Origin of the sequence: Rhodococcus sp. USK13, from assembly GCF_018343855.1 — a bacterium.
Classification (GTDB): Bacteria; Actinomycetota; Actinomycetes; order Mycobacteriales; family Mycobacteriaceae; genus Rhodococcus_F; species Rhodococcus_F oxybenzonivorans.
In genome coordinates, this window is record NZ_CP069242.1 from 5,996,396 (window position 1) to 6,023,015 (window position 26,620).

A 26,620-nucleotide genomic window follows, 5' to 3' on the forward strand; every position below is an offset into this window, starting at 1 on the left:
CAGCTCCCATGACTTCAGCGACGCTGAGGCGGCCCCGTGGTGCCCAGGCCGGCCTCACCCCCCGGGGTGTCATCACTCGGGGCACTACCGGCATCAACCGTCTGCGGCGCAGCGATCGCTGGCTCGTGAACGACGCGTTGGTGCGCCGCACGCTCGGGGACAGCGCCGACCCACTCGTCGTCGACCTCGGTTACGGCAATCGCCCGCACACCACCTTCGAACTCGCCGACCGACTCCTCTCGGTGCGGCGGGATCGACGGGTGGTGGGTCTCGAGATCGATCCCGAACGGGTGGTCGAGGGCGGCAACGGAGTGAGTTTCGCGCGGGGCGGTTTCGAATTGTCCGGCCTGCGGCCGGTCTTCGTCCGCGCATTCAATGTGCTGCGGCAGTATCCGGAGGAGTCGGTCGGGCCGGCCTGGGCACTCATGCAGGCCGGCCTTGCGCCGGGCGGGCTGATTCTCGAGGGCACGTGTGACGAACTCGGCCGACGCTGCGCCTGGGTGTTACTCGACGCCACCGGCCCCCTGTCGCTGACGCTGGCCTGGGATCCTTTCGACGTCGAGACTCCATCGGACATCGCCGAACGCCTGCCGAAGGCGCTGATCCACCGCAACGTTCCCGGCGAACCGATCCACGCGCTGCTCGCCGCCGTCGACCGGGCCTGGGCCATCGCCGCACCGCACGGCTCGTTCGGTCCCCGGGTGCGGTGGCGAGCGTCCCTGCAACTGCTGCGTGCGCAGGGTGTCCCGGTGCAAGCGCAGCGCAGGCGTATTCGCGACAACGTGCTCACCGTTCCGTGGGACCTGGTGGCGCCGGCGCAGTCGCCGAGGTAATCCCCTACTGCCCCACAGAGCCGTCCCGTCCCGTTCCTCACCGAAAGACGTTGCGCGTCGGGATTGTTCGGCGGGGCCTTCGTCAGGTGCAGGTGGCCAGCGCATGCTCGACGCGCTGAGCTACCTGCGCGGGCAGCAACCCACACTCGCCGTGCAGGGTCCGCACATCCAGGCGACCGATCGCGACCCCGTCGGAGACCACCTCGTCGAGCAGTTCCTGTGAGATGCCGCTGGCGGCGAGGTCGAGCGCGGTACACGTCGGTGTGGTGATCCGCAGCGGTCCCACCTGCTCGCAGTCCTCCGCGCGAAGCGAACGGCGGTGCAGCGCCAGTTGCTGCGTGGGCGAGGGTGGCGACAGCACGGTGGAGAGGTGGATGAACCGCGGGTACAAGTGCCCGAGACCGTGCAGTTCGGCCGCGCTCTGGTGCGAGACGGCCGCGGCGGCACCGAACCACGTGCACCACTTCGCGAACTCGTCGAGGTCGGAGTGGGGACTGCCGTTCAGTCGGAACAGGTCTCGCTCGATCTTGTCCCAAGACCCTGCGCTGACGTGTTCACCGATCTCATCGGCCGTGAAGCCGAGGCGCAGCACTTGCGCCGTGGTGAAATATCCGGCTTGCGCCGTAGCGAGACGTGTCAGTTCTTCGCCGACACCGTCACGCCCGGGGCCGCCGGGACGTGGAGCCAACCATCCGGACATTCCCTCACATTACGGTCTCTTGTGTCGTGAATCACACTTTCTCGCGAAGTTCGCGTGCGCCCCGCGGCGGTATTCACAGAAATTGTTCAGAGTTGTCGGGAAGAATCCGTGCAATGGCAGCCCGAACGAACTCCGCATCCCGAAGTAACCGTGTGCTCGTCATCTCGCTGATCGTCATCGCCGCGCTCGTCGCCGTGCTGGTCGGCGGTGAACTCTATGTCCGCCACAGCGTGAAGAGCTGCATGGCAGATCAGTTCGAGAGCCAACTCGGGTCCAAGGTGGACGTGGGCCTGAGCTGGAAACCCGTGTTGCTGCAATCGCTGGACAAGAACGTTCCCTACATCACCATCGACAGTGACGACACGAAGTTCGGTCCCGCAGTGGGAATGCAGGTCAACGCCCAGATCAACGACATCCGCATCGAGGACACCCCCGAGAGCAGCGGCACCATCGGCAGCTCGGACGCCCACATTCACTGGTCGACCGAGGGAATCCTGGCGACGCTGCAGCAGCAGGCGTTCGGCTCCCTCGTCAGCGCCGTCAAGGCGGATGCGGACGCCGGGACCCTGACCTTCTCGGTCGGTCCTGCCGGACTCGCCGAGCTGACCGTCCGGCCCGAGGCCGGCGGCGGAACCGTTCAGGTGAAGACGGTGAACGCCGAGATTCTCGGGTTCGGCCTTCCCACCGACCTGGTCGACGGAATCGTGCAGACCCTCACCTCGAGCCTGCAGACCTACCCGCTCGGAATGCAGCCGACCTCGCTGGAGGTCACCGACGACGCCATCGAGATCACCCTCGAGGGCGGCGCGTACACGATGCCGGCAGCCGGTACCCAGCAGCAGCAGGAACAGCAGGAGAGCAGCTGCGGGCTCCTCGTCTGATCGAGCGGACGGGTCAGTCGGGCAGCCCGTCGAGGACGGCGCGGGTTCCCGACAGGCCGAGTCGCGTCGCTCCGGCGTCGATCATGTCGATCGCTGCCTGGGCGGTGCGGATGCCCCCGCTCGCCTTCACGCCGATCCGTCCTCCGACGGTCTGGGCCATCAGCCGTACGGCGTCGACCGACGCTCCGCCCGCAGGATGAAATCCGGTGGAGGTCTTGACGAAGTTGGCACCTGCGCGTTCGGCGGCGCGGCACGACTCCACGATGGCATGGTCGGTGAGGGCCGCTGTTTCGAGGATCACCTTCAGCACCGGGCCGTCGCCGATGGCCTCGCGCACGGTGAGCACGTCGGCGAGGACGGCGTTGAAATCACCCGCCACCGCGGCGCCGATGTCGATCACCATGTCGATTTCCTGCGCGCCCTGATCGACCGCGAGCCGGGCTTCGGCACCCTTGACGAGTGAGTGGTGTTTTCCCGACGGGAACCCGACCACTGCCGCCGTGACCAGACCCGCGGCCCGGACGGGCAGCATCGACGGTGACACGCAGATCGCGAGAACGCCGAGCGAGCGGGCCTCGGTGATGAGCGCGTCGACGTCGGCGGTGGTCGCTTCGGGTTTGAGAAGTGTGTGGTCGACGAGGGCGGCCACCTGGGAACGGGTCAGTGCAACGTCCGGCATGCTCCGAGCTTCGCACAACGCCGCCGGGGACCCGCGTCCACGGCCTAGCATCGCGGTATGACCAATCCCGGAGCGATCTTCGACGAGGCCTGCCAGGAGTTCGATCGACTCACCACGGCAGTGTGGTCCCCGGCCGGGCAGTCCCTCGTCTTCCAGCTCGGACTGCACCCCGGCGATGCCGTACTCGACGTGTGTTGTGGTGCAGGAGCTTCGGCCATCCCCGCCGCTACCGCCGTAGGGCCCACCGGGCTGGTCCATGCCGTCGACCTCGCAGACGAACTGCTCGAACAGGGCCGGGTGAAGAGCGCGGAACGCGGCTTGAAGAACATCGAGTTCGTGTGTGCGGACGCCACCACCTGGGAGCCGCCGAGCACGGTGCCTTCGGCCGGTTACGACGCGCTCGCATGCTCGTACGGCGTCTTCTTCCTGCCACACATGGATGCGGCCTTCACCCGGCTCGCCGGTTTGGTCAGACCCGGTGGGAAGGTGGGGATCACCGTGTGGCGACGCGGAGCGCTGCGCGAATTCGCCGACGCGTTCCTGGCCGCAGTCGCCCGGCAGCAGGAACCGGCACCGGAGCAGAGCGCGTCTCGGTTCGACGTTCTCGATCGCATCGACACCCCGGACGGTCTCCGTCAGTGGCTGGCCGACCTCGGTGCGGAGTCCACGGAGGTCCGTGAGTTGTCCAATCTGATCCCCGCGACACCGGAGTTCGCCTGGGATCTCGTGCTGGGTGGGGCACTGCGCGGAGCCCTCTCGCCCTTCGACGACAACACCGTCGAAGTGATTCGCCGGGACTTCCTGCAGCTCCTGACCGAGCGGGCGATCCATGACGTCGACGCCGGAACTCTGGTGGGTACCGCAGTCGTGACCGGCCGGCGGGCCACCTGAAAGACTGTTGCCCATGAGCACTGCTTCTTCCGACGATCACCGGTACGTTCTGTCCCTCGGCTGCCCCGACCGCACCGGCATCGTCGCCCGGATCTCGACGTTTCTCGCCGAGGTGGGCGGGTGGATCGTCGAGGCCGCGTATCACGCCGACGCCGACACCGGCTGGTTCTTCACCCGGCAGGCCGTGCGGGCGTCGTCGGTGCACATGTCGATCGACGAGCTGCGCGAACGATTCGCTGCCGTCGCGGCCGAGCTGGGCCCGGACACGGAATGGACGGTGTCCGACACGGGTGAACGCAAGCGTGTGGTGCTGCTCGTGAGCAAGGAAGCGCACTGTCTGCACGACCTGTTGGGTCGGGCGGCGGGCGGCGAGCTGCCGGCAGACATTTGCGCGGTGATCGGCAATCACCGCGACCTCGAGAGCGTCACCCGACGCCACGGCATCGACTTCCACCATGTGCCCTTCCCCAAGGATCCGGCCGAACGTGGTCCGGCCTTCGAGCAGGTCCGGGAACTCGTCGACGCGCACGATCCGCACGCTGTCGTCCTCGCCCGGTTCATGCAGGTGCTGCCCTCGGAACTGTGTGAGCACTGGGCGGGACGCGCCCTCAACATCCACCACAGCTTCTTGCCGTCGTTCGTCGGCGCCCGCCCGTATCACCAGGCCTTCGCACGGGGAGTGAAACTGATCGGCGCCACCTGCCACTACGTGACGGCAGAGCTGGACGCAGGCCCCATCATCGAACAGGACGTGATTCGCGTCGATCACGCCGACGAGGTCGCGGACATGGTGCGGCAGGGCCGCGACATCGAAAAGCTCGTGCTGTCCCGCGGCCTGCGCTGGCACCTCGAGGACCGCGTCCTCGTGCACGGCCGGAAGACCGTGGTCTTCAGCTGAAAAACCGCTGCGGCTACAGGTTGCGCAGCCGGACGATCTCCTTGTCGAACTCGTCGATGTTCTCGACGGAACTCATGTGCCCGACACCGGGGAGCACGATGAGCCGGTCGAGATGTCCCGCTTCGTCCAGCACGCGAGCGAGCTTGCGTGCGTGGACCGGTGGTGTGAGCCGGTCCATGGACCCGACGAGCACGGTGGTCGGCACAGTGAGGTGGTCGAGAGCTTCGTGGATGTCGAGCCCGCTCAGCGCGGCACCCCAGCCCCCGCGAATGCGGGGCTGGCACTCGCGCACGATGTTCTCGCAGAAGCTGACCTCGGCGGGACTGGCGTTCGGCGACATCGCCACGTACTGGATCGCCCGGGTCATCACCGGTGAAGACACCAGCGGCATCGGGGCGCTCAGCACCGCACGGCCGACCGGGACCGGCACTCGCGGGAAGCGATTCGGGAGGGGAATCACCGTGGTCTCGGCGATGAGCCGGTCGCAGGCGGTGCTGGCGAGCAGGACCGCGGACGCATACTTCTGTACCTCGTCGGGATGACGGCCGGCCCAGGCCATGATGCTCATGCCGCCCATGCTGTGGCCGACCAGGACGGCCTTCTTGTCCTCGCGGACAGTCGCCCTCAGTACCTCGGACAGGTCGTCGGCGAGGACGTCGGGGCCGAGAGCGAGGGAGCCGACGGTGCTCCGACCGTGCCCGCGCTGGTCGTAGGTGATCACGCGGTATTCGCCTGAGAGGGCGTTCACCTGCGGGTACCAGTACTCGGTCGAGCAGGCCCAGCCGTGGCTGAACACGATGGGGTCGCCGTCCACCGGACCATAGGCGCGCACGTACAGGGTGGCGCCGTCGTCGGTGACGATCTCGTTGACGTCGGGTCGCAGGCTCGGGGTACGCAGCAGGTCGTTCGGTGCAACCTCGGTCGTCAGCGTCAGACCACGGGTGGAGCGCTTGTGCCGAATCGCCGCTGCTGCGGCGAAGGCAGCGCCCACTCCGGCGACGCCGGCGAGTGCCCGCAGGGCGGTGGTGCGCGAACTGCTGGTCATTCTTACCCCTGTCATCTGGGTGACACCGCCGTGCGGCGACGTCCGTGAGTTGTCAACTTGCGCGGCCGTTGTCGGCCGTCCGCGCGGAACTCGGCGGATCTCCGAGTTGCTGTGCGGCTTTCTCGAGGGCGCGGGAAATCTGCTCTTCCATCGCCTGCGTGAACAGTGTCTGGACGGCGTCGTGTGCGAGTGGCCGCATCTGCTCGACGAGCCGCACGATGTCCGAGATCTTCGCCTCGTCGAGCTCGAGTTGCTCGCCCTCGGGTGCGAGGTACCGATCGGCGACGACCGCGACGAATCGAGCTGCGACGTCGGACAGGTCTTTGCGCACGGCTGCGGTCTGTTCGAGCACGTCCTCGAGTGAGATACCCGCGTCGACGAGAACCTGGGCCGCCTCCACGAGTCGAGGACTGTTCACCGCGTAGTCGTCACCGGAGGGGACGAGCACGCCGAGCTCGGTTCCCCGCGCAATATTCTCGTCGGTGGTCTGCGCACCGAACATCCGCCGGAGTTCCGCCACGGTGAGTCGCGCGGCGCGCTTGCGTTTCCTCCACCGGCTGCCGGGATCGTCGGTCTCGAGCACATCGGTGACGTGCAGTCCGTATTGGGCGGCCGTGAGCAGCTCGCTGATGGTGGCGAAAGTGTATCCGCGGTCGAGCATCCGGCCGATGAGGTGTAGCCGGGCCAGATGCGACTCGTTGTACCACCCGGTCCGCCCCTGTTTCCGCGGTGGCGGGAGAAGTCCGCGGTCCTGGTAGACGCGCACGTTGCGCACGCTCACCCGCGCCTCGCGTGCGAGGTCGTCGATCCGATATTCCTTCATCAGACGATGTGCGCCCGTTCGAGCAGAAGCCTCGACGGACCACCGATGAGTCCCACCTCGTCGAGGAATTCGACGGTCTTGGCGCAGCCCTCGCGGATCTTGTCGTGATAGTGGCGATTCGATCTGGCTGCCCTCTTCGCCGCGTCCACGTCGAGACCCGCCGCCGCGTAGACCTGCGGGTTCACCAGACTGGTGACGATGAAATATGCGATGACGCCGAGCGCCAAACGCACCCGGGCCCTCGCGAACCAGGACGCCGATCGGATTCGCCGGATTGTTTCCTCGCGTGCGTACTTGATGTGCCGCGACTCCTCGAGGACGTGAATTCTGCTGACCGTGCGTGTCACCGGCTGAACTCGCTCGTCCCGCATGAAGTCGCGCTGCATCATGTCGAGGATCTCCTCGGCGAACAATGTCCCGCCGTACGCCAGGGATCCGGTGGCGGTCGCCTTGAAGGCGCGAGCAGCCTGACGGATCCACCACTTGGGCCGGTACGACGGAATCCCGAAGCGCTGCGCCGACCTCGCGAACATTGTGGAGTGACGGCACTCGTCGGCAATCTCGGTGAGCGCGAACTGGACGTGCGGGGTGGCCGGGTCGTCGAAGTAGATGTCCCGCACGAGCATCTGCATGAGGATCAGCTCGAACCAGATTCCGGTACCGGCGATGCTCGCCGCCTCGTGCTTGGTGAGGGTGACGCGTTGTTCCTCCGTCATGGTGTCCCAGAGTTCGGTGCCGTAGAGGCTGCACCACTCGGGGGTCATGCCATACCGGTCCGTGGGGATGGGCGCATCCCAGTCGACCTCGATCAGCGGGTCGTAGGACTTGCGTGCCGCGGAGGCGAGTAGCCGCTCAGCCGTGTCCTGACGGTCACTTACTTTCATTTTCCGGGTCGTCGCAGGGGCATCACGGAGGAAGTCCCGTGCACTCTCGACGGACATCACCACTCCTCGGTCGCCTTCTCCACCCACAATAGCATTGTCACAATGTCCATTGTCATCGTCGGGCGGGAATTGCCTGCGGAAACGCATGATGTCGAAAATCCAGACCCGGCTCCGTCCCAGCGTGGAATCGGCAAGACGGTCGAATCGGCGAGACAACACTGGAGGATGGATCCCATGGCACACGTACAACGTTTCGACCACGTCGGCATCACCGTCGCGGACCTCGACTCGGTAACGGCGTTCTTCGTCGGACTGGGTCTCGAGGTAGAGGGCACCGGATCCGTGGAGGGTGAGTTCGTGGAGACAGTCTGCGGCATCCCCGGCGCGCGCTGTGAGATCGTGATGCTGCGGCCACCCGGCGGCGGGTCCCGGCTGGAACTCGCGACCTTCGTCACGCCCGATCACGTGCCCGGATCGCCCGAAGCGATGGCCAACGAGCTCGGGCTGCGCAACGTGTCGTTCGAGGTCGGCGACCTCCAGGCGGCCGTCGACGCGGTGGCTGCGGACGGGTACGGGCTCATCGGTGGCATCGGCGAGTACGAGAACAGCGTGCGGATGGCCTACGTGCGTGGGCCCGAAGGGATCATCGTGTCCCTGTTCGAGCAGCTCGGCTGACGCGCCAGGCTTGGCGCATTTGCGGCCGCCGGCCACTAGTGTGCAGATATGGAGGCGCTGGAGCCTGACAACGGCGCGGTCGCCTTACGCGGCATCGCCGCGTCTCTACTGGCGAATGTGTCCAGCCTGGCTGACGACATGCTGAAGTATCTGGTCGAGCGAATTCCGGAGGTCGGCGGGGATGACGAGCTTCGCGGCCTGACTTTGGGGTCGTGCTCGTCGAATCTCGAAGCGGTACTGTCTATGGTTCGCCACGGGATCGATGCAGCGGCTGCGGAGGCGCCGGTAACGGCGCTCGAACACGCGCGCGCAATGGCAGCACGAGGGCACAGCGTCGATGTGATGCTGCGGTTCTATCGGTTGGGTCATGAGTACTTCACCGAGAAGCTTTCCGACTCACTCACTGACTGGATCGAGGACCCCGCGGTTGCACTGAGGACGTTTGGGGACCTCGAGCGCTTCGGATTTCGATACATCGACCGCATCTCCAGTCTGGTGGCTGCCGAGTACGTCGCCGAGCTCGACCGACGCCAGAACCAGGCACGCGCCGAACGCGCCGATGTCGTGCGGGCACTGCTCGCTGGAGAACGGGTCGACATCGCGCGCGCCGAACGTGTGCTCAGCCACCGGCTCACCGGTCGGCAGATCGGTTTCGTGTGCTGGGTCGACGAACGCGGTGTCGACCTCGAGGGATTCGCCAGGCGGGTCGGTAGGTTCCTCGGGGCAGGTCACTCACTCGTCGTGGCGGACGGCCCACTCGCGGTGTGGGGATGGGCATCGATCACGGGGGACGTGCGGACTTCACCCAACGGCATGGCGACGGAGTTTCCCGGCGAACGCGAGAACGTTCACATCGCGGTCGGCTCACCCCATCCGGGGGCAGCAGGCTTCCGCACCTCCCATCTCGAGGCTCTCCGCACACGCCGAATCATCGAACTGTCCGGACGTCCGGCGCCATCGATCACAAAATTCAGCGATGTTGCCTTGGTAGACGCCATATCGCGTGACCTGGATGCGGCAAAGGCATTCGTCTCCGCTCAGCTCGGCGAGCTCGCACGGGACGACGCGAAAGAGCGCGGCGAGCGCGCCGCGCTCCTGGCTGTTCTCGACGCGCAAGGGAGCCTGGCGACCGCCGCGAGCACCTTGGGAATCCATCGGAACACGGTCCTGCAGAGGATGCGTCGTGCCGAAGAGCGCAGAGGCAGGCCCGCAACGAGCAACATCGCCGAACTGCACGCGGCGCTGATCGTCTGCAATGTGCTGGGGGCCGCGGTGTTGCCCGAGCCGAAGCCACGCTGACCGGAGCCCGAGCGCACCGGATGTGTTGACAGCACACCTCAGAGGGCTGGGATGGCCTTGTCGACCGATGCCCGCCGTTTGTACGTTGTGAGCAATCTCATCCCAAATGCGTGAAGAGGAGTCCGATGTCGACCACGACTCGACACCCCCAACCCCCGGCAGCGGCCTCCCAGCACGCCCTGCCCGATCCCGGCGAGCAGGTACCCACCCTGTCCTGGCCGATCGTCAGCATCGGCATCTTCGCCCTCGCGCTCTTCGGCGCATCGACCTGGGCCGCCCTCACCGACACGTTGCCTGCGATCGCTACCATCGCCGCGAGCTCGACAGCAATTTTCGTCCTGTTCACCGTGTTGCACGACGCCTCGCATTACTCGATCAGCTCACATCGCTGGGTCAACGTCGCCTTCGGCCGGGTGGCCATGTTCTTCGTCTCCTCGCTGATCTCCTTCCGATCGTTCGCGTTCATCCATATCGAGCACCACCGCAACACCAACGACGGTGAATCCGATCCCGATCACTTCGTCAGCGCCTCACCCTGGTGGCAGCTGCCCATCCGCTTCCCGGCCATGGACCTGCCCTACATCAGTTTCCTGGTGCGCAACCTGCGTCGCCGCCCACGCACCGACATTGCCGAAACGGCGGCCCTGATGACCCTGTCGGTGACGGTCATCGCCTCCGCTGCCGTCACCGGACATCTGTGGACGCTCGCACTGATCTACCTGATTCCCGAACGGGTGGCGATGTTCGTACTCGCCTGGTGGTTCGACTGGCTACCGCACCACGACCTTAAAGACACCCAACGCGAGAACCGCTACCGCGCGACCCGTAACCGCGTCGGCTCGGAATGGATCCTCACTCCCCTGCTCCTGGCGCAGAACTATCACCTCGTCCACCACCTACACCCCTCCATCCCCTTCTACCGCTACGTCGCGGCCTGGCGACGCAACGAGGCCGCCTACCTCGAGCGCGACCCGCAAATCAGCACCGTCTTCGGGCAACACCTCGACGCCACCCAGTACCAGGAGTGGAAACGCCTCAACGGCACCCTCGCCGCCCTGCTCCCAATCCGGATGCAGCGTTCCTCCGCGGCACACCCCGCCAGCACCTACCCGATCCCCGTCGCCAGCGTCGAAACCCTCACCCCCGACAGCGTTACTGTCACCTTCGACGTTCCCGATCACCTTCAGGACCAGTTCGCCTTCCAGGCCGGCCAACATCTGACCGTGCACCACCACATCGACGGACAGCAGGTGCGACGCAACTACTCGATCTGCACCAGCGCCACCTCGGGAGAACTGGCGATCGGCATCCGCCGCATCCCCGGCGGCACGTTCTCGAGCTTCGCGGTCGACACCCTCAAAGCCGGCGACGTCCTGGAACTGACGACCCCCACCGGCAGCTTCGGCGCACCCCTCGATCCACTCGCCCGGCACCACCATGTCGCGGTAGCCGCCGGCAGCGGCATCACCCCCATCCTGTCGATCCTGCACACCACCCTCGAAATCGAGACCGAGAGCCGCTTCACCCTCTTCTACGGCAACCGCACCGCCGAGTCGACCATGTTCGCCGCCGAACTCGACGAACTCGAATCCCGCTACGCAGACCGGCTCCGCATCTTCCACATCCGCTCCGCACAGGCACACCACCCCGCAGCCCTGCGCGGCCGGATCGACCTGCCGACAATTCAACGCCTTTTCGCCACCGACCTCACCACGATCGACCAGTGGTACCTGTGCGGCCCGAGCGACCTCACCACCACAATCCGCGATGACCTCGCAACCGAAAAAGTGCCGACCGAGCGGATACACCTCGAACTGTTCCGCGGCACGAACCGACCCACCCACCTCGACAACCTTCCCGCCTCCGAAGTGACCATCACCCTGTCCGGCGCACAGCACACCGTGAAACTCGCCCCCGGTGAGACCGTCCTCGAATCCGCACTGAAAAACAACATCGACGCCCCCTACGCCTGCCTCGGCGGCGCATGCGGCACCTGCAAAGCCCGAGTCACCACAGGAAAAGTGTCGATGGAACAGAACTTCGCAATGCAGAAGGCCGAAACCGACGCCGGCTTCATCCTGACCTGTCAATCCCACCCCACCACCCCCACAGTCGCAGTCGACTACGACAGCTGAGCCAACACAAATCCGAGGGTCGAACGATAAGTAACGCATTACACCGGAACAGGACAGAACAGGACTTCGCTGGGCCGTTCGTGACGGGTGAGCATTTCCGACACGGCCTGGCGATCCGTCGACAGGCACAACAGGCTTTGGCCGACTTCAAACCGGAACAGATGCCTCTGCTACTGGATGCACTCGACGACACCGCCACACCCGTCGTCGAACACCTCGAACCATTCGCCTGGGTGGTGCCCGAGTTCGAAGAGTTCCGCGCCACCCGAACGATCGGCCCCACTCTCGCGTGGTGGTCCCAATTCCACGGTCAATCAGCTGAATCACTGCTGGTCCACAGCGAACGCTACTTCTGCTTCGGACCCGAAGGGTCCGCCATCGGCGCCATGGAAGAACACACGATGCTGGGAATGTACGACGCATATCGGTGCACCAGCGGAGCCACTGCCGACCGGCACGCGTACTACGCCTCCGAGGAAATGACAGCCCACTTCCTCGCGGGCAGTGCGACGTCTGCCGAGGTGGGCGTGGAGCCCGATGACCTGCCCTCATCGTCCGGAGTGGCGTACCTCGCCCAACCCCAAGGCGGACTCGTCCTCCTGTGGACGATCCAGCACGACACGCTTCTCTCCGTCCAACTCGTATCGGCGTCCGGAATCGCAGAATTCCTCGGCAACGACGGTGAGGCACGCCCGGGTGCGGCATACCGCTACCTCGACCACGTCTACCTGCCGATCCCGACCGTGGAAGTTGAACTCAGCTCACCCAGAAGCGACACTCCACCGAGCCTGCACACGATCGACGGCCTCACCCCCGCCGGCATGGATACCGATGTCCCGCACGAAGCCCTCACGAACAACCGCGGATGGACATCCGCCGAAATACTCGAGGTTTTCGTCGCCTTCACTCACATGCTCCGGCAGCGGACGACCCAGACCGAATCAACGACTGTGTCCGCCGCGAACTCTGCGACCACCGCACGACGCAAGAAGCCAACAGAGTTCACGTACCTGGGTTCACCTTCCAGGAGGTGAACGACCCAGCGGAGCAATTCTCGGAACCGCCCGGGCTCGCTAGCATTGAAGAGTCCCCAGGAGGTTGCGGTGACATACAGTGCTGCGTCGGCTGAGACGTCCGTGCGGGTAGAGCGCTGCGACGTCTGCATCGTCGGTGCGGGCATCGCCGGAGTCAATGCCCTGTTCGTCGCCAGTCGATACTTGTCTCGCTCGCAGAAGATCATCCTGGTCGACCGCCGCGATCGTCCCGGCGGCATGTGGGTCGACACCTATGCGTATGTGCGACTGCACCAGCCGCATGGCCTGTTCACCGCCGGCAACATCAAGTGGTCGCTCGGCCGGGATCGCTCCTACCTGGCAACAAAGGACGAGGTGCTCACGCACTTCGAACACTGCCTCGACGTTGTCAAGCAACGAGTGCACGTGGACGAGTACTTCGGCTGGACGCTCGAGTCGCATGACGAGTCAGGTGGGATGGTGCGCGTCACCTGCACATCGTCGGACGGCCACGTCATGGTCGTCGAGGCGAAGCGACTGATCAAAGCCAGCGGTTTTGGAGTCGTGCCCAACGACCCGCTCGAGATCTCCAGCGCGCGCGTCCTGTCGGTATCACCCGATTTCTGCGACATGCGAGGGGACGACATGCGGGCGAGCAACGCCCCCGTGTGGGTCGTGGGCGGCGGAAAAACCGCGATGGACACCGCTCACACGCTGGTCACGGAATACCCCGGTCGGGAAGTGAACCTAGTGGCAGGCTCGGGCACATTCTTTTCGAACCGCGACCGGTTGTTCCCTACCGGCGGCCGACGATGGTGGGGCGGCACGCCCGTAACTCGCATCTTCACGGAACTGGGTCGGCGCTTCGACGGGACCAACGAGACCGATGTCGCGACCTGGTTCCGCACTACCTACGGCACCTGGCTGACCCCCACCGCAGACAACTACCTGCTGGGTTTGCTGTCCGAGGCGGAGAACAAGACGATTGCCGCCGGCCTCAGCGAGGTGATCATGGATCACGTCGTTGATGCCGTCGACCGCAACGGCGACACCGACTTGATATTCCGCAGCGGCTCAGCGAAGACAATTCAACCGGGCAGCTGGATAGTGAACTGCACCGGATACATGCTGCGCGGCGAGAACCCCTACGAGCCATACGTTTCCGACAGCGGTGCGGTCCTGTCGATTCAACCGCGTTCTGCCACATTACATCTGACGTCGTATGTGGGATACTTCCTGACCCACCTACTGTTCTTGGACAGGATCCAGGACCTCCCGCTGTATGAACTCGACGCGCCGGATCTACGGAAGAAGTCGAAGGCGGCATTTCCCTATACGCTCGGATCGCTCACCATGCACAACCTCAGTCTCATCGTCGACAGCGTGCCGAACAAGGTGTTCCTCGATTGCGGACTCGATCTCGATCGCTGGTACCCGCGGCCACGCCGCATGATCGGAACAACGCGGTTCCTGCTCACCCACCGCCGCGGACGCGATCACCTCCGCCGCACCCTGGACACTGTGCGTGAGCGATTCGATGTTCGCTGCGGCCCACTGAGATAGTCGTAACCATCAGTTCCACACGCGAATTCACCGATCGAACCTCTGCAACCGACGTTGCGTCCGGCCGGGGCCGGCTGAAGTTCAGGCGCACACTGCCCGCCGGTGATGACAGAACGAAGTGTCAGTCCGGCGTGTGCTCGGTGGGCTCCGGCATGAGCAGTTGCTCGGACAGCACCTCCAGTGCCTGTCGTGCGTAGCCACGCCACATCGAGGCGATCAGCGGCATGACGAGTGTCCCAGGGCCCCTCGGGTGCAGGACCCATCGCCAGGTGATTCTGGTCCCGGTCCCGCATGGGACGAACTCCCAGGTTCCGTCGATGCTGTCAACCAGCGGCCGCAGTGGGCCGGTGACGTCGCTGAGCCGGTAACTGAACGAGCGTGGGGCATCGACATTTGTCAGCAACTCGCGCATCGTTCCGCCGTCCGTGGTGACCACTGTGCGGGACTGTCCGACCCGGCCCCACATTCCGTCCTGTCCGCGAACCTGCTTGATGGGCGGCAGCAGGGCGTAGCGGCGGGAGAAGATCGCATCCAGCGGGATCGACAGGGTCCCGTCGAATGCTTGCGCGCATGTGATCGGGATAGCCCGCGACTGCTCGACTGTGGTGAGCGTGGCCATCACGCGAGCCTAACGCAGGCGAGCCGTTGCCAAACTACCAGCGGGGTCCGCGTTGAACGTCGTCCACTCGCGGCCGGACATCCACGAGATAGACGCAGACTGCCACCACCGCGACGATGCCGAACAGCTGCACGGCGGGGAACAGCAGCAGCACAAGGAAGGCCACTGAGAGAATGCTCAGCCAGATGGGTTTGCTCAGCTTGTCGACGGCCGTGAAGGCGTCTTTGCGCTGGCGAGCAGCGTGAAACAGGGCGAACGCCGCGCCGCCGAGGGCGACGATGCGAATCACCAACAAGATCACCGAGACGATGCCGTCAACTTGAATCACACGCTCATACTACGAGCTGAAGACGCAAACGGCCCCCGCACCGTAAAGTGCGGGGGCCGAGAGCGCGAAAAGGTCAGACCTTCTTGGCCGGAGCCGTCTTCTTGGCCGGAGCCGTCTTCTTGGCGGGCGCGGGCGGAGTTGCAGCAGCCTTGGCCGGAGCAGCCTTGGCCGGGGCCGGGGCCGGGGCCGGGGTCGCCTTCTTCGCCGGGGCAGCGTGCTTGGCCGGCGCTGCCTTCTCGGCGCGGGCCTGGACGTCGGCAGCCGTAGCGTTCACCCGATCGGCAGCCTCCTTCGAGACCTCTTCCGCCTGGTCACCCAGGTCGAGAACGCGAATCGCGGCCTCGTCGCCGGCGTCGGCAATCGCTTCGCCGACACCCTCGGCAGTGTCGGAGATCCGGACGGACGCGCGGCCGGCGAGCTTCGCGGCCTGCTCGCCCACAGCGCGGGTCTGGCGTGCCACGGTGCCGAGAGCTTCCTCGGTCAGCTCGACGGCGTCACCGAAGGCCGACTCGGCGCGGCCGAGACCCTCCTCGACGACCGGCTGCTTGCGGATGCGCTCGACTGCATCTTCGCCACGCTCCGCGAGGGAGGTGTAGAGGTCGGACGCAACCTTCAGGTAAGCCTCGGCGACCTTGCGCAGTTCGTCGGCGGTGAACTTCTCGCGGAGCTCGGCGAGCTCCTCGGGCAGCTCGGACGGCAGGCCCGCGAGGCGCTCGCGGAGGTGCTCGACACCCTCGGTGACCTCTTCCTGCAGACCGGCGATGCGTTCGCGGGCGCCACCGACGCGCTCCTCGACATCATCCTGGGTGGTCTCGGCGCGCGAGCGGACCTGGGCGACGACGTCGGCCACGGCCTGCACCACGACGTCACCGGCACCTACGGCTGCGTACAGCGAGGTCTTGACGCTGTCGATGGTTTTCTGGTCAGTCATCGGCTATCTCCTGTTCAACGTTGGGGGGGTCGGGTTCCGGCGTCTCGGGTCCGGACCGATGTGGTTCGGGGGTCCGAACCTCGGACATCCTGGATTCGGCGGACTCTGCCGAGTCGTTCTCACGACAGAAGGACTCGTAGATCTCGAGCAGCACTTGCTTCTGCCGCTCGGTGATGGCCGTATCCGCAAGCAGGGCGTCGCGAACAGGACCGTGGGGTCGTTGCTCGAGGTACCCCGCCTGGACGTACAGGACCTCCGAGGACACCCGGAGACCCTTCGCTATCTGCGCCAGCACTTCGGCCGAAGGCTTGCGCAACCCGCGCTCGATCTGACTCAGGTACGGATTACTGACGCCTGCGAGTTGCGCCAGTTGTCGCATCGAGACCTGGGCGGCTTCACGTTGTGCACGAATGAAGCCACCGATGTCGTGTGCGGCGTTACTGACTACGCGAGCGGCCACATCTCCTGCACCGGCTGCCTCGCGGTCGTCGCTGGCCATCAGTCCTCCCGAATTGCTGGGCAATTCCGAGTGTAAGAGAGGGTGCTAGCAATTGCAAGCGCTCTGCTAGCAGTGGGCACGTGGCCGTCGCCACAGGGTGCCGGGCGGTCAGCCGAACATCAACCCGGCGGTCAGCCGAACATCAATGAGGAGACCGTGTAGATCAGTAACCCGGCGATCGAACCGACCACCGTACCGTTGATCCTGATGAACTGAAGGTCCCGTCCCACCTGCAGTTCGATCTTCTTGCTCGCTTCCTCGGCATCCCAGCGTTCGACGGTGTCGGAGATGATCCCGGTGACCTCGTCGGTGTAGTTGTCGACGACGTATCGCGTCCCCGCCATGACCCACCCGTCGACCTTGAGTCTCAGCTCGTCGTCGTCGCGCAGTCGTTCGCCGATCCGGACGACGTTCTCGGCGACCTTGGTCCGCAGCGTGCTACCCGGATCGTCCACGGACTCCATGATGAGGCGCTTGGCAACCTTCCAGGTGGCGGCGGCGAGCCCGGTCACCTCCTCGCGACCCATGATCTCGGCCTTGATCTTTTCGGCCTTCTCCATCGTGACGGGGTCGTTCTGCAGGTCGTCGGCGAAGTCGACGAGGAAGCGGTTGGCCGCCTGACGGACCTCGTGCTCGGGGTTCGAGCGCACCTTCCACGTGAATTCGACCAGCTCACGGTGGATCTTCTCGCCGAGCATCAGGTCGACGAACTTGGGCGACCAGGACGGCGAGTCGCGGGTGACGATGCGGTCGATGGTTTCCTGGCTTCCCAGGGCCCACTGATGGGCGCGCTCGGCAAGCAGGTCCAGGATCGGCAGCTGACGGTTCTCACGGAGTAGTTCACCGAGCACCCGCCCGATCGGCGGCCCCCACTCCGGCTCGGCCAGCCTGCGCACGATGGTGCTGTCGATGATCTGCTGCACGTCCTCGTCGCGCAGCACCTCGACGAGTCCACGCAGCACGGTCGCTGTCTCGGCGGCGACTCGCGCGGCATGTTTCGGCTGCGCCATCCAGGTGCCGAGCCGTAGCGGGATCTGGGCGGCCTCGACCTTGGCCGACACCACTTCGGGCGCCAGAAAGTTCTGACCCACGAAACTGCTCAGGCTGGCACCGAGCTGATCCTTCTTCCGTTTGATGATCGCCGTATGCGGAATGGGCAGGCCGAGGGGATGACGGAACAGAGCCGTGACGGCGAACCAGTCGGCGAGCGCGCCCACCATTCCGGCTTCCGACGCGGCTCGCACGTAGCCGACCCACTCCCCCGCGCCACGCGATTCCTGCCACCGGCAGACGAGGTAGACCACGGTGGCGAACACGAGGAAACCCGTCGCCACGGTCTTCATCTTGCGGAGATCGCGCCGCTTCTCCCCGTCGTCGAAAGCAGAAAGACTCAATTGATGCACAGTTGCCATTGTGCCGAAGGTCGATGACGCGGCGCTTCCCAAAGGAGTGACGAGCGAGCTGCACAGACGGCATTGTGCGAGCCGACAACACACGAGCACTAAGCTGAGAGAAGAATTGCGATACGAAACGGATGTGAACAAGCTCAGTGGCGAATGACGACCTGAAGGATGCCGAGCAGGTGACGGAGTCGATGACGAAGCTGGAGAAGGCGACCAAGCCCGACGGGCGTAAGCGCCGCTGGCGTGAGCACAAGATCGCGCGCCGGGAGGAGCTCGTCGACGGAACGATCGCCGCCATCCGCTTGCGTGGGCGCGACATCGGCATGGATGAGATCGCCTCGGAAATCGGCGTCTCCAAGACCGTGCTGTACCGGTACTTCGCCGACAAGAGCGATCTCACCAATGCCACCATGGCCCGCTACGTGGAAACCACGCTGGCACCCCGGATCTACGAGGCCATCGGCGAAGATCTCGACGACTTCGAACTCACCCGCGCCACGATCACCGCCTACGTGGAGACGGTGGCATCCGATCCCGACGTGTATCTGTACATCATGTCGAACGGTTCAGGGCCGGGCAGGGACACGGTGGCCGATTCCGAACGGATGATCGCCGAGGTCCTCTCGACGGTGCTCGGCGAGCGACTGCGTCAGATGGAGATGGATTCCGGAGGCGCGGTGCCGTGGGCGTACGGCATCGTCGGCGGTGTCCAGTTGGCTACCCACTGGTGGATCTCGAACCGGTCGATGTCGGTGGAGGATCTGATCAACTACCTGACGATGATGACCTGGGGAGGCATCACCGGCATCGCTGCCTTCAACGGTTCCCCCGCGCGATTCAACGCGGCACCGCATCCGCTGCTTCCCACAGCCGACGAGTAGACGCCCACTCGATATTGTGTGACCAGAAGTAACAGGTAAACTCGGGGTCATGAACGACTCCGAGGAAGAAGAGGGTTACCGCGGGCCGGCCGAGGTCGTGGTGGGTGCGCTACCCGCCGTGACGGTCCAGGTTCAGCTCGCAGGGAACTTCGAACCCATCAGCGGTCGCTACGTCTGGCACGGGCGGGTACGCACGCTGACGGACGCCCTGGGCGAGGACGCCGACCTCTCACCCGGCACGGAGTTACGGATCACGGGACCGCAAGGTACCGCCACCGCCAGGATCACGGGTGTGGATCTGTGGGGCAGCCATCTCGTCGACGGGGTCACCCCGCCACCCTTCAGCCGAGTGTGAAGCCGAGTTCGCCTGTCCGAAGCCCCCGACTGTGGCACTGTTCGTAGATGGCAGACAACGCAGCAGGGTTGTGGGAGACACCGGCCGTCGAAGTGCTGCGCTTCCGGCCCGGCATGCAGATCGCTGATCTCGACAGTCGGAGCACACCCGGATTGGTCAGCGGCAAGACCGACGGGAAGCGCGCCCTCCACGAACGGGGGATGGTCCTCTCCTCGTTGCAGGAGAAGCTCTACGCCAACGGCCGATCCGGCGACAACCGCTCGGTGCTGCTCGTCCTTCAGGGCATGGACACCGCGGGCAAGGGCGGAATGGTTCGTCACGTCATCGGGCACGTCGATCCGCAGGGTGTCGATCACGTGGCGTTCGGGGTGCCCACCGACGAGGAGAAGCGGCACCACTACCTGTGGCGGGTCACGAAGGCGCTGCCCCGGGGTGGGCAACTGGGCGTCTTCGACCGCTCCCATTACGAGGACGTCCTGGTGGTGCGCGTACACGGCTTCGTTCCCGAGACCGTGTGGCGTAGCCGCTACGACGAGATCAATCAGTTCGAGAAGGAACTCCTCGGCACCGGCACCACCCTGGTGAAGGTGGCCATGTTCGTCTCCCTCGACGAACAGAAGTCGCGGCTGCAGAAGAGACTGGAGCGCCCGGACAAGTACTGGAAGTACAACCCTGGCGATGTGACCGAGCGCAAGTTGTGGCCGGCGTATCAAGACGCCTACCAGGCGATGCTCGACAAGACGTCCACCGAGGACGCGCCCTGGTATGTGGTTCCGTGTGACCGGAAGTGGTACAGCAGAATTGCGGTCACCGAGCTGCTGATCGACGCATTCGAACGCCTCCGCCTCGAATGGCCGAAACCTGATTTCGACATCGACACGGAGCAGCGCCGACTCGCGGAGTCGTAGGCGAACGCGGTCGCTTCAGAAAAGGTGCGGCGTGTCGTGATGCACCCGGTGATCGTGGCGCACTGTGCCGCCGTACAGCGCCATTGCTGCTGCGAGGGCGACGACGCACAACGAACCGGCGATCACCGCCCAGCCGCCCTCACCGGATCCGGCAGCGACGAGGAACCCGGCGATGCAGACCACCGCGAACAGGACGAGCGCGAAGCTTGTCCACGCGGCGAAGAGATTGAGTTTCATCAGTACTCACCTCACCTGGTGGAATCTGTTCCCGACGCTACGCCGCACTGCAATCGGCGACAAGATGTCTCGGTGGCGTCAACGGGGGTTTCACGCCGTCCGGCCGGGGTAATCGAGCCGAATGAACGTACCCGGTCTGTTACGCAAGACGGAGTCCGCCGACTTCCTCGACAACGTCAGCGCACTGTTGCAGCGCAGGATCGCCGGCACGCTCAGCGGCACCGGAGCCCGTGAAGTTCTGCGGGGTTCCTGGTTGGGTCACCCGCTGCATCCCGTGCTCGTCACCGTCCCGATCGGCGCCTGGTCCGGGTCCCTGGTCCTGGACACCGTGCTGCGCGACCACGTCGCCGCCAGACGGCTGATCGGATTCGGTCTCCTCTCGGCAGTGCCCACCCTCACGACCGGCTGGGTGGACTGGGCCGAACGCGATGCGACGCAACGCCGTGTCGGCCTCATTCACGCGGGTGCGAACGCACTGGGAATCGCCGCCTTCACCGCGTCGTTCCTGCGCCGCCGCCGCGGTACCGACGCGCAAGCTGTCGCGCTGAGCGTCGCCGGGTTTCTCGCGGTCGGCGTCGGCGGAACGCTGGGCGGACATCTGACCTACGCAATGGGCGCAGGAGTCGGCGACGTGGAGCGCAGTCCCTCAGCGGACACGTTTCCCGCGTCGAGAGGATGAGGAAGAAACGAGGAACGTCATGATCGTGCTCGGATTGATCTTGCTCCTGATCGGATGGCTGGCCAATCTCAACTGGCTCTGGGTTCTCGGCATCATTCTCCTGGTGATCGGCGCGGTGCTGTGGATTCTCGGTTCCACCGGACGCGCTGTCGGCGGCAGGCGCCACTGGTACTAGATCGCGACACCGACCGGTCCCGTGAACCCTGTCCTGTGACAGAGTGCGAGCCGGTCGGTTTACAAACCCACAGTTCGGGAATCCCCTGGCATGACCGCCACTCATCGCCAGCCGAGACCCGACTCCTGCGTCGGTCAGCCGATCAGAACCGCGCCTCTCGTCACCGCCCGGCGGTTACGAATATCGATGGTCTCCGGCAACGCGGGTCCGCTGACCGATTCGGACGGCGACGGAGGTGGGCAGAGCATCCATCTGGCGGAACTGTCCGCTGCCCTCACCCGCGAGGGCCACGACGTCACCGTGTACACGCGCCGCGCCGACGAGACCCTCCCGGACCGCTTCACCATGCCGGGCGGATACACGGTCGTGCAGGTACCCCTCGGCCCGCCCCGGCCGATGCCGGAAGCCGAAATACTGCCCCTGATGGGTTGTTTCGGCAATTTCCTGAAGAACGAATGGGAGGCCGAAAGGCCCGACATCGTTCACGCCCACTATTGGATGTCGGGTATTGCGACGCAGCTCGCGGCGCGCCTCCTCGGCATCCCCACCGTGCAGACCTTCCACGCCCTGGGCGTCGTCGAGGAGCGGTTCCAACGTCCGATGACGAGCCAGTCCAACCGAGTTCACCTCGAGCAGTTGATCGCCCGCGGAGCCACCCGGGTGGTGGCAACGTGTACTGACGAGGTTTTCGAACTGGCCCATCTCGGTCTGCCGCGGTCCCGGACATCGGTGGTTCCTTCCGGTGTCGACGTCGCGGAATTCACTCCGGACGGTCGCGCCGACGACAAGGGGATGCGTCATCGCATCGTGATGGTCGGCAGGCTGGCGCCGAGCAAGGGTTACGACACCGCCATCGCGGCGCTCACCCATCTTCCCGATACCGAACTGGTCATTGCGGGCGGACCGGCCGCCGACCGGGTCGCCGACGATCCGGAGGCGATGCGACTGCAGGCTCTCGCGCGTGAGAGCAAGGTGAGCAACAGGGTACGGATCGTCGGCCACGTTCGGCACGACGTCATGCCGTCCCTGCTGCGCTCCGCGGACGCTGTGGTGTGTACCCCGTGGTACGAGCCATTCGGCATGGTCCCCCTGGAGGCGATGGCCTGCGGCACCCCGGTGGTGGCTTCCGCGGTCGGCGGCATGCGGGACACGGTGGTCGACGGAATCACCGGGCGGCTGATCTCACCCCGAAATCCGGTGCGACTGGCCGAGGCGCTACGGCAAATCTTCGACGATGATGCGCTGCGTGCGGGTTTCGGCATGGCGGGCTGCGACCGTGCCCGCGCACGGTATTCCTGGGATCGAGTCGCCACCGACACACTTCGTGCGTACGGACGTTGCGTTTCCGCTCCCCCGCGCACGAGTCGAACCGGTGCGCACTGATCTCCGCACCGGTTCCGGCCGAGGTTCTTCCGTCAGGCGGTTCTTCCGTGCCACGCCCCGAGCGCGCTGTCGACCGACGGGAAGCATGGGTAACTCGATTCCTGACCCGCCGCCCGTAACAGCCGATAGAGCGGGCGCCCGCAGATCATTGCCCAATGCCGCCCGTCCCGAAGGTTCGATGCGTGGACGCTGTCGAGGACCGACAGTCCTGCCGTCCCGATGAAGTCGACCTTGGACATGTCGAGGATGAATTGCCCCTCAGGCGAGATCTGGGTGCAGACGTATTCGTGGAACACGGGCGCACTGAACAGATCGATGTCACCGCGCACTCCGAGAACCATCACTCCTGAACCTATTCGCTCGGAAGAGAATTTCGCACTCGCACAGCGTGTCGGAACGGTATCGACCGCTGCGAGGACTACTTTCGGTGTGTAGTCGACGCCGGTACCCGCGCCCGAACAGGCCAGTTCAGGCTTTGGGACCCCTGGAACAACAGACATGGCTCACCCCATCTCGAACTTTTGAGAGGGGAAGCGGAGCACCTGCAGACAAACCCGACCTCGGACACCTCTCACCGTCTGCTACGGCAGCGCTTCCCGACATCGGCTGTGTGTTCAACCTCGGTTCGAGACTACTCCCGGCAGTGATGTGTCACAAGGAAATAACAGATCCCTTGCCGACATCTGCGCAGGTGAGCTATTACAAAGCGTTACCTATGGGCGCGCGTCTCGCGACGGCGCGCACCACTTGCTCGGCGACCACACGCAGCTTCACGTTCTCCTGTTGCGAGCGCGCGACGAGGACGCCGAAAGCGGCCCCGGCATCTACTCCCCGCAACGCCATGACGATGCCCTTGGCCTGATCGATGACAGCCCGCGAATCATTTGCTATCCGCAATTGTTCGAGCAGGCTTCTCGCTTCCTCGCATCGTCGTACCTGACGCAGTGCGGCCGTCGCCGCGTCGACGTGCGACCCGAGCACCGACTGATCGAGGTCGTCGAAGGCGTGCGGGCGGCTGCCGTACAGGTTCAAGGCACCCAGCGTCTCGATATCCCCTGACCGGGAGTCTGCCCGTGCTGTCCCGTCGGTCAACGGCACCGACAGGGAGCTACCGCCGGTACCGAACGCCGGGGCCTCGCGCAAGTGGAACACCTCGTCCGATGTTGCGGCCACGAATGCCGGTCCGGCTGCGCCCAGTAGCGTGATTCCGGCCATTTCCGCTCCGGGAAATGCCTGAACCGCCTGCCTGCACAAGTTGTTCAGGAGGGCAATGACACTGTCTTCGGTCTCGAGGAGCCGGAGCACCGCCTCGAGCGACACGGTGACCGGATCGACGTCCGCGGGGGGGTCGACGCTCGTCGCAGTCTGCCGTCGGAGATCCTTCCGCATCCCACTCGTCTCCTCTGACCACATGCCCCATCGAGAGCCTGAGGAACGCTCATCGCTTGCGCCAACCCTACCTGCGCATACGTACCGCGCGGACTGGTTTGATCGGGGTTGTTCTGCGGTATCCCACCTGCGGTGTCCCCGGATCGCTACCCTGACTTGTCACCACCCGCGAGCCGGCAACACTCCCGCCGTCAACCCGGTAACGCCCGACCCGGAGGTCTCATGGCCATCGCCAAGACAATCGAACCCGACCAGGATCACACTCATCCCGTCGTCGAACTGCGCGTGCGAGCAACGCCCGATCAGCTGTCCGTTCTACGCGCCCTGGCAGCCACCGTTGCCATTCACGAAGACTTCGACCTCGACTCCATCGCCGACATCAAACTGGCCATGGACGAGATCTGCACCCAATTGATCGTCCGCGCGACGCCCGATGCTGTCCTGGTGTGCCGGCTGCAGTACCTCGACGGCACACTGCGAGTGGCCGTGTCGAGCACCACCACGAGCATTGATTCGCTCGGGCCGCGCTCGTTCGGCTGGCACGTACTTCAGGCCCTGACCGATTCGGTCGATATGCGCCACGAGCCGGACCCGCCCTCGTCGGGATTTGTCACCACCATGGAATTCACCAGGGTGAAGAACGGCTCGATTCTGTGACGTCCGGTACTCGCGGTGGGGGGCAGACGGCACGCTGGCCGGACGAGTATCAGGATGTGGCAGCACTGTTCGAGCGGAAGGCCGCGCTCGACGAGGACGATCCCGAAAGACGAATTCTCCGCGACGCGCTGGTGACGCGTTGCCTCCCCCTCGCGGAGCACATTGCCCGTCGATTCGACGGGCGAGGCGAGGCGCACGACGACCTGGTACAGGTGGCGCGCCTCGGCCTCGTCAATTCGGTGGATCGGTTCGACGTGACCCGTGGTTCCGACTTCGTGTCCTTCGCGGTGCCCACGATCATGGGCGAGGTACGCCGGCATTTTCGAGATACCGGGTGGGCCGTGCGCGTACCGCGCCGCATGAAGGAACTGCATCTCGCGCTGAGCCTCGCGGTGGGCGAGCTGTCGCAGACCCTCGGCCACGCCCCCACCGTCAGCGAGCTGGCCGAACATCTCCACATCGACCAGGAGGACGTGGCGCAGGGCCTCCTCGCCGGCAACGCCTACCAGACGGTGTCCGTGGACAACACGTCGTCCGAGCGGTCCGGCGAACTGTCCATGGTCGAGACGATCGGTGACTACGACGCCGCGATGGACGAAGTCGAGAATCACGAGACCCTACGCCCGCTGCTCGAGTCGCTGCCCGAACGGGAGCGGACCGTCCTGATGCTCCGGTTCTTCGGCAACATGACGCAGACCCAGATCGCCGACCGCGTCGGCATCTCGCAGATGCACGTCTCGCGGCTGCTGGCGAAAACACTGGCGTCGCTGCGGGATCAGCTCGGGGAGGCGTGAGTCAGATCGTTGCCGCGTCGATCACGAACCGGTACCGCACATCGCTGGCGACGACGCGATCGTAGGCGGCATCGATGTCGCTCGCCGGAATCACCTCGATCTCCGCGCCGATGCCGTGCTCCGCACAGAAGTCCAACATTTCCTGAGTCTGGGCCATACCGCCCACCATCGAACCGGCGAGACTGCGCCGATTGGCGGCGAGACTGAACGCGCGTACCTCGATCGGCTTTTCCGGCAGGCCGAGTTCGACGAGGGTGCCGTTGATCGCGAGCATCGACAGGTACGCGTCGATGTCCAGGTTCACCGACACCGTGTTGACGATCAGGTCGAACCGGCTCCGCAACGATCTGAACGTTTCCGGATCGTTGGTGGCGTAGTAGTGATCGGCTCCGAACTTCAGCCCGTCCTCCTTCTTGCCGAGGGACTGGCTCAGAACCGTGACCTCCGCGCCCATCGCACGAGCGATCTTCACCCCGACGTGTCCCAGCCCGCCCATGCCGATGACGGCGACCTTCTTGCCCGGGCCCGCGCCCCAGTGCGCGAGTGGTGAGTACAAGGTGATTCCGGCGCACAGCAGCGGCGCCGCGACGTCCAGTTCCAGCCCGTCCGGAATGGAGACGACGAAACGTTCCGTCACGACGATGTGCGTCGAATATCCGCCCTGCGTCCACTCGCCGTCGCGGCCGCGAGCGTTGTAGGTGCCGGTGACGCGATTCGCGCAGTACTGCTCCTCACCGGCGCGGCAGGCGTCGCACTCACCGCAGGAGTCGACGAAGCACCCGACTCCGACGCGGTCACCCACGTGGTGGCGGGTCACCCCGGAACCGACGGCGGTCACCACACCGGCGATCTCGTGGCCGGGGACGACGGGATAGTGGGTTCCGCCCCACTCGTTGCGGGCGGTGTGGATGTCCGAGTGGCAGATGCCCGCGAACTTGATCTCGATGAGAATGTCGAGCGGTCCGAGCTCCCGACGTTCGATGGTGGTCTTTTCGAAGGCGCCCTCAGCGGACGTGACGGCATATGCGGCGGCGGTAACCATGCACACATGCCTACCTGTTCG

The 26,620-nt window shown here is 65.2% G+C and carries 31 protein-coding genes; 17 read left to right on the top strand and 14 right to left on the bottom strand.

The window, feature by feature from the left end:
* Positions 1-8: 8 nt before the first annotated feature.
* The gene (locus JQT59_RS30135; RefSeq protein WP_213573131.1) at positions 9-833 is read left to right on the top strand and encodes a class I SAM-dependent methyltransferase; all 825 of its coding nucleotides are present in this window, start codon (positions 9-11) and stop codon (positions 831-833) included.
* An 82-nt stretch (positions 834-915) separates the two neighbouring features.
* Here the strand turns inward: JQT59_RS30135 and JQT59_RS30140 are convergent, their stop codons facing one another.
* Complete coding sequence (locus JQT59_RS30140; protein WP_213573132.1) at positions 916-1,533, bottom strand: type IV toxin-antitoxin system AbiEi family antitoxin domain-containing protein; 618 nt, start codon at positions 1,531-1,533, stop codon at positions 916-918.
* A 113-nt stretch (positions 1,534-1,646) separates the two neighbouring features.
* Between JQT59_RS30140 and JQT59_RS30145 the strand changes: the two genes are divergently transcribed.
* Positions 1,647-2,414, top strand: a complete 768-nt coding sequence (locus JQT59_RS30145) for an LmeA family phospholipid-binding protein (RefSeq protein ID WP_213573133.1) — start codon at positions 1,647-1,649, stop codon at positions 2,412-2,414.
* Positions 2,415-2,427: 13 nt separating this feature from the next.
* Here the strand turns inward: JQT59_RS30145 and deoC are convergent, their stop codons facing one another.
* Entirely contained in the window at positions 2,428-3,093 is a 666-nt protein-coding gene (gene deoC / locus JQT59_RS30150) for a deoxyribose-phosphate aldolase (protein WP_213573134.1), read from the bottom strand.
* Positions 3,094-3,150: 57 nt separating this feature from the next.
* Here deoC and JQT59_RS30155 point away from each other — a divergent pair, with 57 nt between their 5' ends.
* Together JQT59_RS30155 and purU are read left to right on the top strand one after the other, a co-directional pair.
* Positions 3,151-3,984 (top strand): class I SAM-dependent methyltransferase, encoded by an 834-nt coding sequence (locus JQT59_RS30155; protein WP_213573135.1) that lies wholly within the window; start codon positions 3,151-3,153, stop codon positions 3,982-3,984.
* Positions 3,985-3,997: 13 nt separating this feature from the next.
* A complete protein-coding gene (purU, locus tag JQT59_RS30160; protein WP_213573136.1) occupies positions 3,998-4,882 on the top strand; it encodes a formyltetrahydrofolate deformylase in 885 nt (294 codons plus the stop codon).
* Positions 4,883-4,895: 13 nt separating this feature from the next.
* On the opposite strand, the gene JQT59_RS30165 is transcribed toward purU, so the two are convergent.
* From JQT59_RS30165 to JQT59_RS30175, 3 genes are read right to left on the bottom strand one after another with little or no spacing between them, the layout of a single operon-like run.
* Positions 4,896-5,927: an alpha/beta fold hydrolase gene (locus JQT59_RS30165; RefSeq protein ID WP_213573137.1), complete on the bottom strand. Its 1,032-nt coding sequence runs from the start codon at positions 5,925-5,927 to the stop codon at positions 4,896-4,898.
* 52 nt (positions 5,928-5,979) lie between these two features.
* Positions 5,980-6,750 carry a MerR family transcriptional regulator gene (locus tag JQT59_RS30170; RefSeq protein ID WP_213573138.1) on the bottom strand — a complete coding sequence of 257 codons (771 nt, stop codon included), beginning with the start codon at positions 6,748-6,750 and terminating at the stop codon, positions 5,980-5,982.
* Positions 6,750-7,634: an AurF N-oxygenase family protein gene (locus JQT59_RS30175; protein WP_249354680.1), complete on the bottom strand. Its 885-nt coding sequence runs from the start codon at positions 7,632-7,634 to the stop codon at positions 6,750-6,752. The genes JQT59_RS30170 and JQT59_RS30175 overlap by 1 nt, the downstream gene beginning before the upstream one ends.
* Before the next feature lie 234 nt (positions 7,635-7,868).
* Between JQT59_RS30175 and JQT59_RS30180 the strand changes: the two genes are divergently transcribed.
* From JQT59_RS30180 to JQT59_RS30200, 5 genes are all read left to right on the top strand, one after another.
* Positions 7,869-8,309 (top strand): VOC family protein, encoded by a 441-nt coding sequence (locus JQT59_RS30180; RefSeq protein ID WP_213573140.1) that lies wholly within the window; start codon positions 7,869-7,871, stop codon positions 8,307-8,309.
* A gap of 48 nt (positions 8,310-8,357) precedes the next feature.
* Complete coding sequence (locus JQT59_RS30185; RefSeq protein ID WP_213573141.1) at positions 8,358-9,608, top strand: PucR family transcriptional regulator; 1,251 nt, start codon at positions 8,358-8,360, stop codon at positions 9,606-9,608.
* A gap of 125 nt (positions 9,609-9,733) precedes the next feature.
* Positions 9,734-11,743 carry a fatty acid desaturase gene (locus tag JQT59_RS30190; RefSeq protein ID WP_213573142.1) on the top strand — a complete coding sequence of 670 codons (2,010 nt, stop codon included), beginning with the start codon at positions 9,734-9,736 and terminating at the stop codon, positions 11,741-11,743.
* A 161-nt stretch (positions 11,744-11,904) separates the two neighbouring features.
* On the top strand, positions 11,905-12,777 hold the full coding sequence (locus tag JQT59_RS30195; RefSeq protein ID WP_213573143.1) for a hypothetical protein: 873 nt from the start codon (positions 11,905-11,907) through the stop codon (positions 12,775-12,777).
* Between the two features lie 69 nt (positions 12,778-12,846).
* Positions 12,847-14,319 carry an FAD-dependent oxidoreductase gene (locus tag JQT59_RS30200; protein WP_213573144.1) on the top strand — a complete coding sequence of 491 codons (1,473 nt, stop codon included), beginning with the start codon at positions 12,847-12,849 and terminating at the stop codon, positions 14,317-14,319.
* 121 nt (positions 14,320-14,440) lie between these two features.
* On the opposite strand, the gene JQT59_RS30205 is transcribed toward JQT59_RS30200, so the two are convergent.
* The 5 genes from JQT59_RS30205 to JQT59_RS30225 form a co-directional block, all read right to left on the bottom strand.
* Positions 14,441-14,938 (bottom strand): SRPBCC family protein, encoded by a 498-nt coding sequence (locus tag JQT59_RS30205; RefSeq protein WP_213573145.1) that lies wholly within the window; start codon positions 14,936-14,938, stop codon positions 14,441-14,443.
* 34 nt (positions 14,939-14,972) lie between these two features.
* Positions 14,973-15,266 carry a DUF2516 family protein gene (locus tag JQT59_RS30210; protein ID WP_213573146.1) on the bottom strand — a complete coding sequence of 98 codons (294 nt, stop codon included), beginning with the start codon at positions 15,264-15,266 and terminating at the stop codon, positions 14,973-14,975.
* A gap of 73 nt (positions 15,267-15,339) precedes the next feature.
* Positions 15,340-16,197: a major lipid droplet protein TadA gene (gene tadA / locus JQT59_RS30215; RefSeq protein ID WP_213573147.1), complete on the bottom strand. Its 858-nt coding sequence runs from the start codon at positions 16,195-16,197 to the stop codon at positions 15,340-15,342.
* Entirely contained in the window at positions 16,190-16,696 is a 507-nt protein-coding gene (locus tag JQT59_RS30220; protein WP_213573148.1) for a helix-turn-helix domain-containing protein, read from the bottom strand. The genes tadA and JQT59_RS30220 overlap by 8 nt, the downstream gene beginning before the upstream one ends.
* Positions 16,697-16,827: 131 nt before the next feature.
* Positions 16,828-18,099, bottom strand: coding sequence for a DUF445 domain-containing protein (locus JQT59_RS30225; protein ID WP_213578222.1), 1,272 nt, complete (start codon positions 18,097-18,099; stop codon positions 16,828-16,830).
* A gap of 191 nt (positions 18,100-18,290) precedes the next feature.
* Here JQT59_RS30225 and JQT59_RS30230 point away from each other — a divergent pair, with 191 nt between their 5' ends.
* The 3 genes from JQT59_RS30230 to JQT59_RS30240 are packed head-to-tail and all read left to right on the top strand — an operon-like array spanning position 18,291 to position 20,243.
* The gene (locus JQT59_RS30230) at positions 18,291-18,980 is read left to right on the top strand and encodes a TetR/AcrR family transcriptional regulator (RefSeq protein WP_249354681.1); all 690 of its coding nucleotides are present in this window, start codon (positions 18,291-18,293) and stop codon (positions 18,978-18,980) included.
* A 49-nt stretch (positions 18,981-19,029) separates the two neighbouring features.
* Positions 19,030-19,335, top strand: a complete 306-nt coding sequence (locus JQT59_RS30235) for a DUF4873 domain-containing protein (RefSeq protein WP_159920200.1) — start codon at positions 19,030-19,032, stop codon at positions 19,333-19,335.
* Between the two features lie 47 nt (positions 19,336-19,382).
* The gene (locus tag JQT59_RS30240; protein WP_213573150.1) at positions 19,383-20,243 is read left to right on the top strand and encodes a polyphosphate kinase 2 family protein; all 861 of its coding nucleotides are present in this window, start codon (positions 19,383-19,385) and stop codon (positions 20,241-20,243) included.
* A gap of 15 nt (positions 20,244-20,258) precedes the next feature.
* Here JQT59_RS30240 and JQT59_RS30245 read toward each other — a convergent pair whose 3' ends face one another.
* Positions 20,259-20,480 carry a hypothetical protein gene (locus JQT59_RS30245; RefSeq protein ID WP_109327758.1) on the bottom strand — a complete coding sequence of 74 codons (222 nt, stop codon included), beginning with the start codon at positions 20,478-20,480 and terminating at the stop codon, positions 20,259-20,261.
* 121 nt (positions 20,481-20,601) lie between these two features.
* Between JQT59_RS30245 and JQT59_RS30250 the strand changes: the two genes are divergently transcribed.
* The 3 genes from JQT59_RS30250 to JQT59_RS30260 all read left to right on the top strand — a co-directional run bounded on the left by JQT59_RS30250 (position 20,602) and on the right by JQT59_RS30260 (position 22,717).
* The gene (locus tag JQT59_RS30250; protein ID WP_213573151.1) at positions 20,602-21,159 is read left to right on the top strand and encodes a DUF2231 domain-containing protein; all 558 of its coding nucleotides are present in this window, start codon (positions 20,602-20,604) and stop codon (positions 21,157-21,159) included.
* A gap of 19 nt (positions 21,160-21,178) precedes the next feature.
* Positions 21,179-21,334 (top strand): DUF6131 family protein, encoded by a 156-nt coding sequence (locus JQT59_RS30255; protein ID WP_201453523.1) that lies wholly within the window; start codon positions 21,179-21,181, stop codon positions 21,332-21,334.
* A 186-nt stretch (positions 21,335-21,520) separates the two neighbouring features.
* Positions 21,521-22,717, top strand: a complete 1,197-nt coding sequence (locus tag JQT59_RS30260) for a glycosyltransferase (RefSeq protein WP_213578224.1) — start codon at positions 21,521-21,523, stop codon at positions 22,715-22,717.
* A gap of 32 nt (positions 22,718-22,749) precedes the next feature.
* Here JQT59_RS30260 and JQT59_RS30265 read toward each other — a convergent pair whose 3' ends face one another.
* Together JQT59_RS30265 and JQT59_RS30270 are read right to left on the bottom strand one after the other, a co-directional pair.
* Entirely contained in the window at positions 22,750-23,058 is a 309-nt protein-coding gene (locus tag JQT59_RS30265) for an STAS domain-containing protein (protein WP_249353953.1), read from the bottom strand.
* A gap of 358 nt (positions 23,059-23,416) precedes the next feature.
* Complete coding sequence (locus tag JQT59_RS30270; RefSeq protein WP_213573152.1) at positions 23,417-24,106, bottom strand: ANTAR domain-containing protein; 690 nt, start codon at positions 24,104-24,106, stop codon at positions 23,417-23,419.
* A 222-nt stretch (positions 24,107-24,328) separates the two neighbouring features.
* Between JQT59_RS30270 and JQT59_RS30275 the strand changes: the two genes are divergently transcribed.
* Entirely contained in the window at positions 24,329-24,763 is a 435-nt protein-coding gene (locus tag JQT59_RS30275; RefSeq protein ID WP_213573153.1) for an ATP-binding protein, read from the top strand.
* Complete coding sequence (locus JQT59_RS30280) at positions 24,760-25,557, top strand: SigB/SigF/SigG family RNA polymerase sigma factor (protein WP_213573154.1); 798 nt, start codon at positions 24,760-24,762, stop codon at positions 25,555-25,557. Before JQT59_RS30275 ends, JQT59_RS30280 begins: the two co-directional genes overlap by 4 nt.
* Before the next feature lies 1 nt (position 25,558).
* Here the strand turns inward: JQT59_RS30280 and JQT59_RS30285 are convergent, their stop codons facing one another.
* Positions 25,559-26,599, bottom strand: a complete 1,041-nt coding sequence (locus tag JQT59_RS30285; RefSeq protein WP_213573155.1) for an NAD(P)-dependent alcohol dehydrogenase — start codon at positions 26,597-26,599, stop codon at positions 25,559-25,561.
* Between the last annotated feature and the right edge of the window lie 21 nt (positions 26,600-26,620).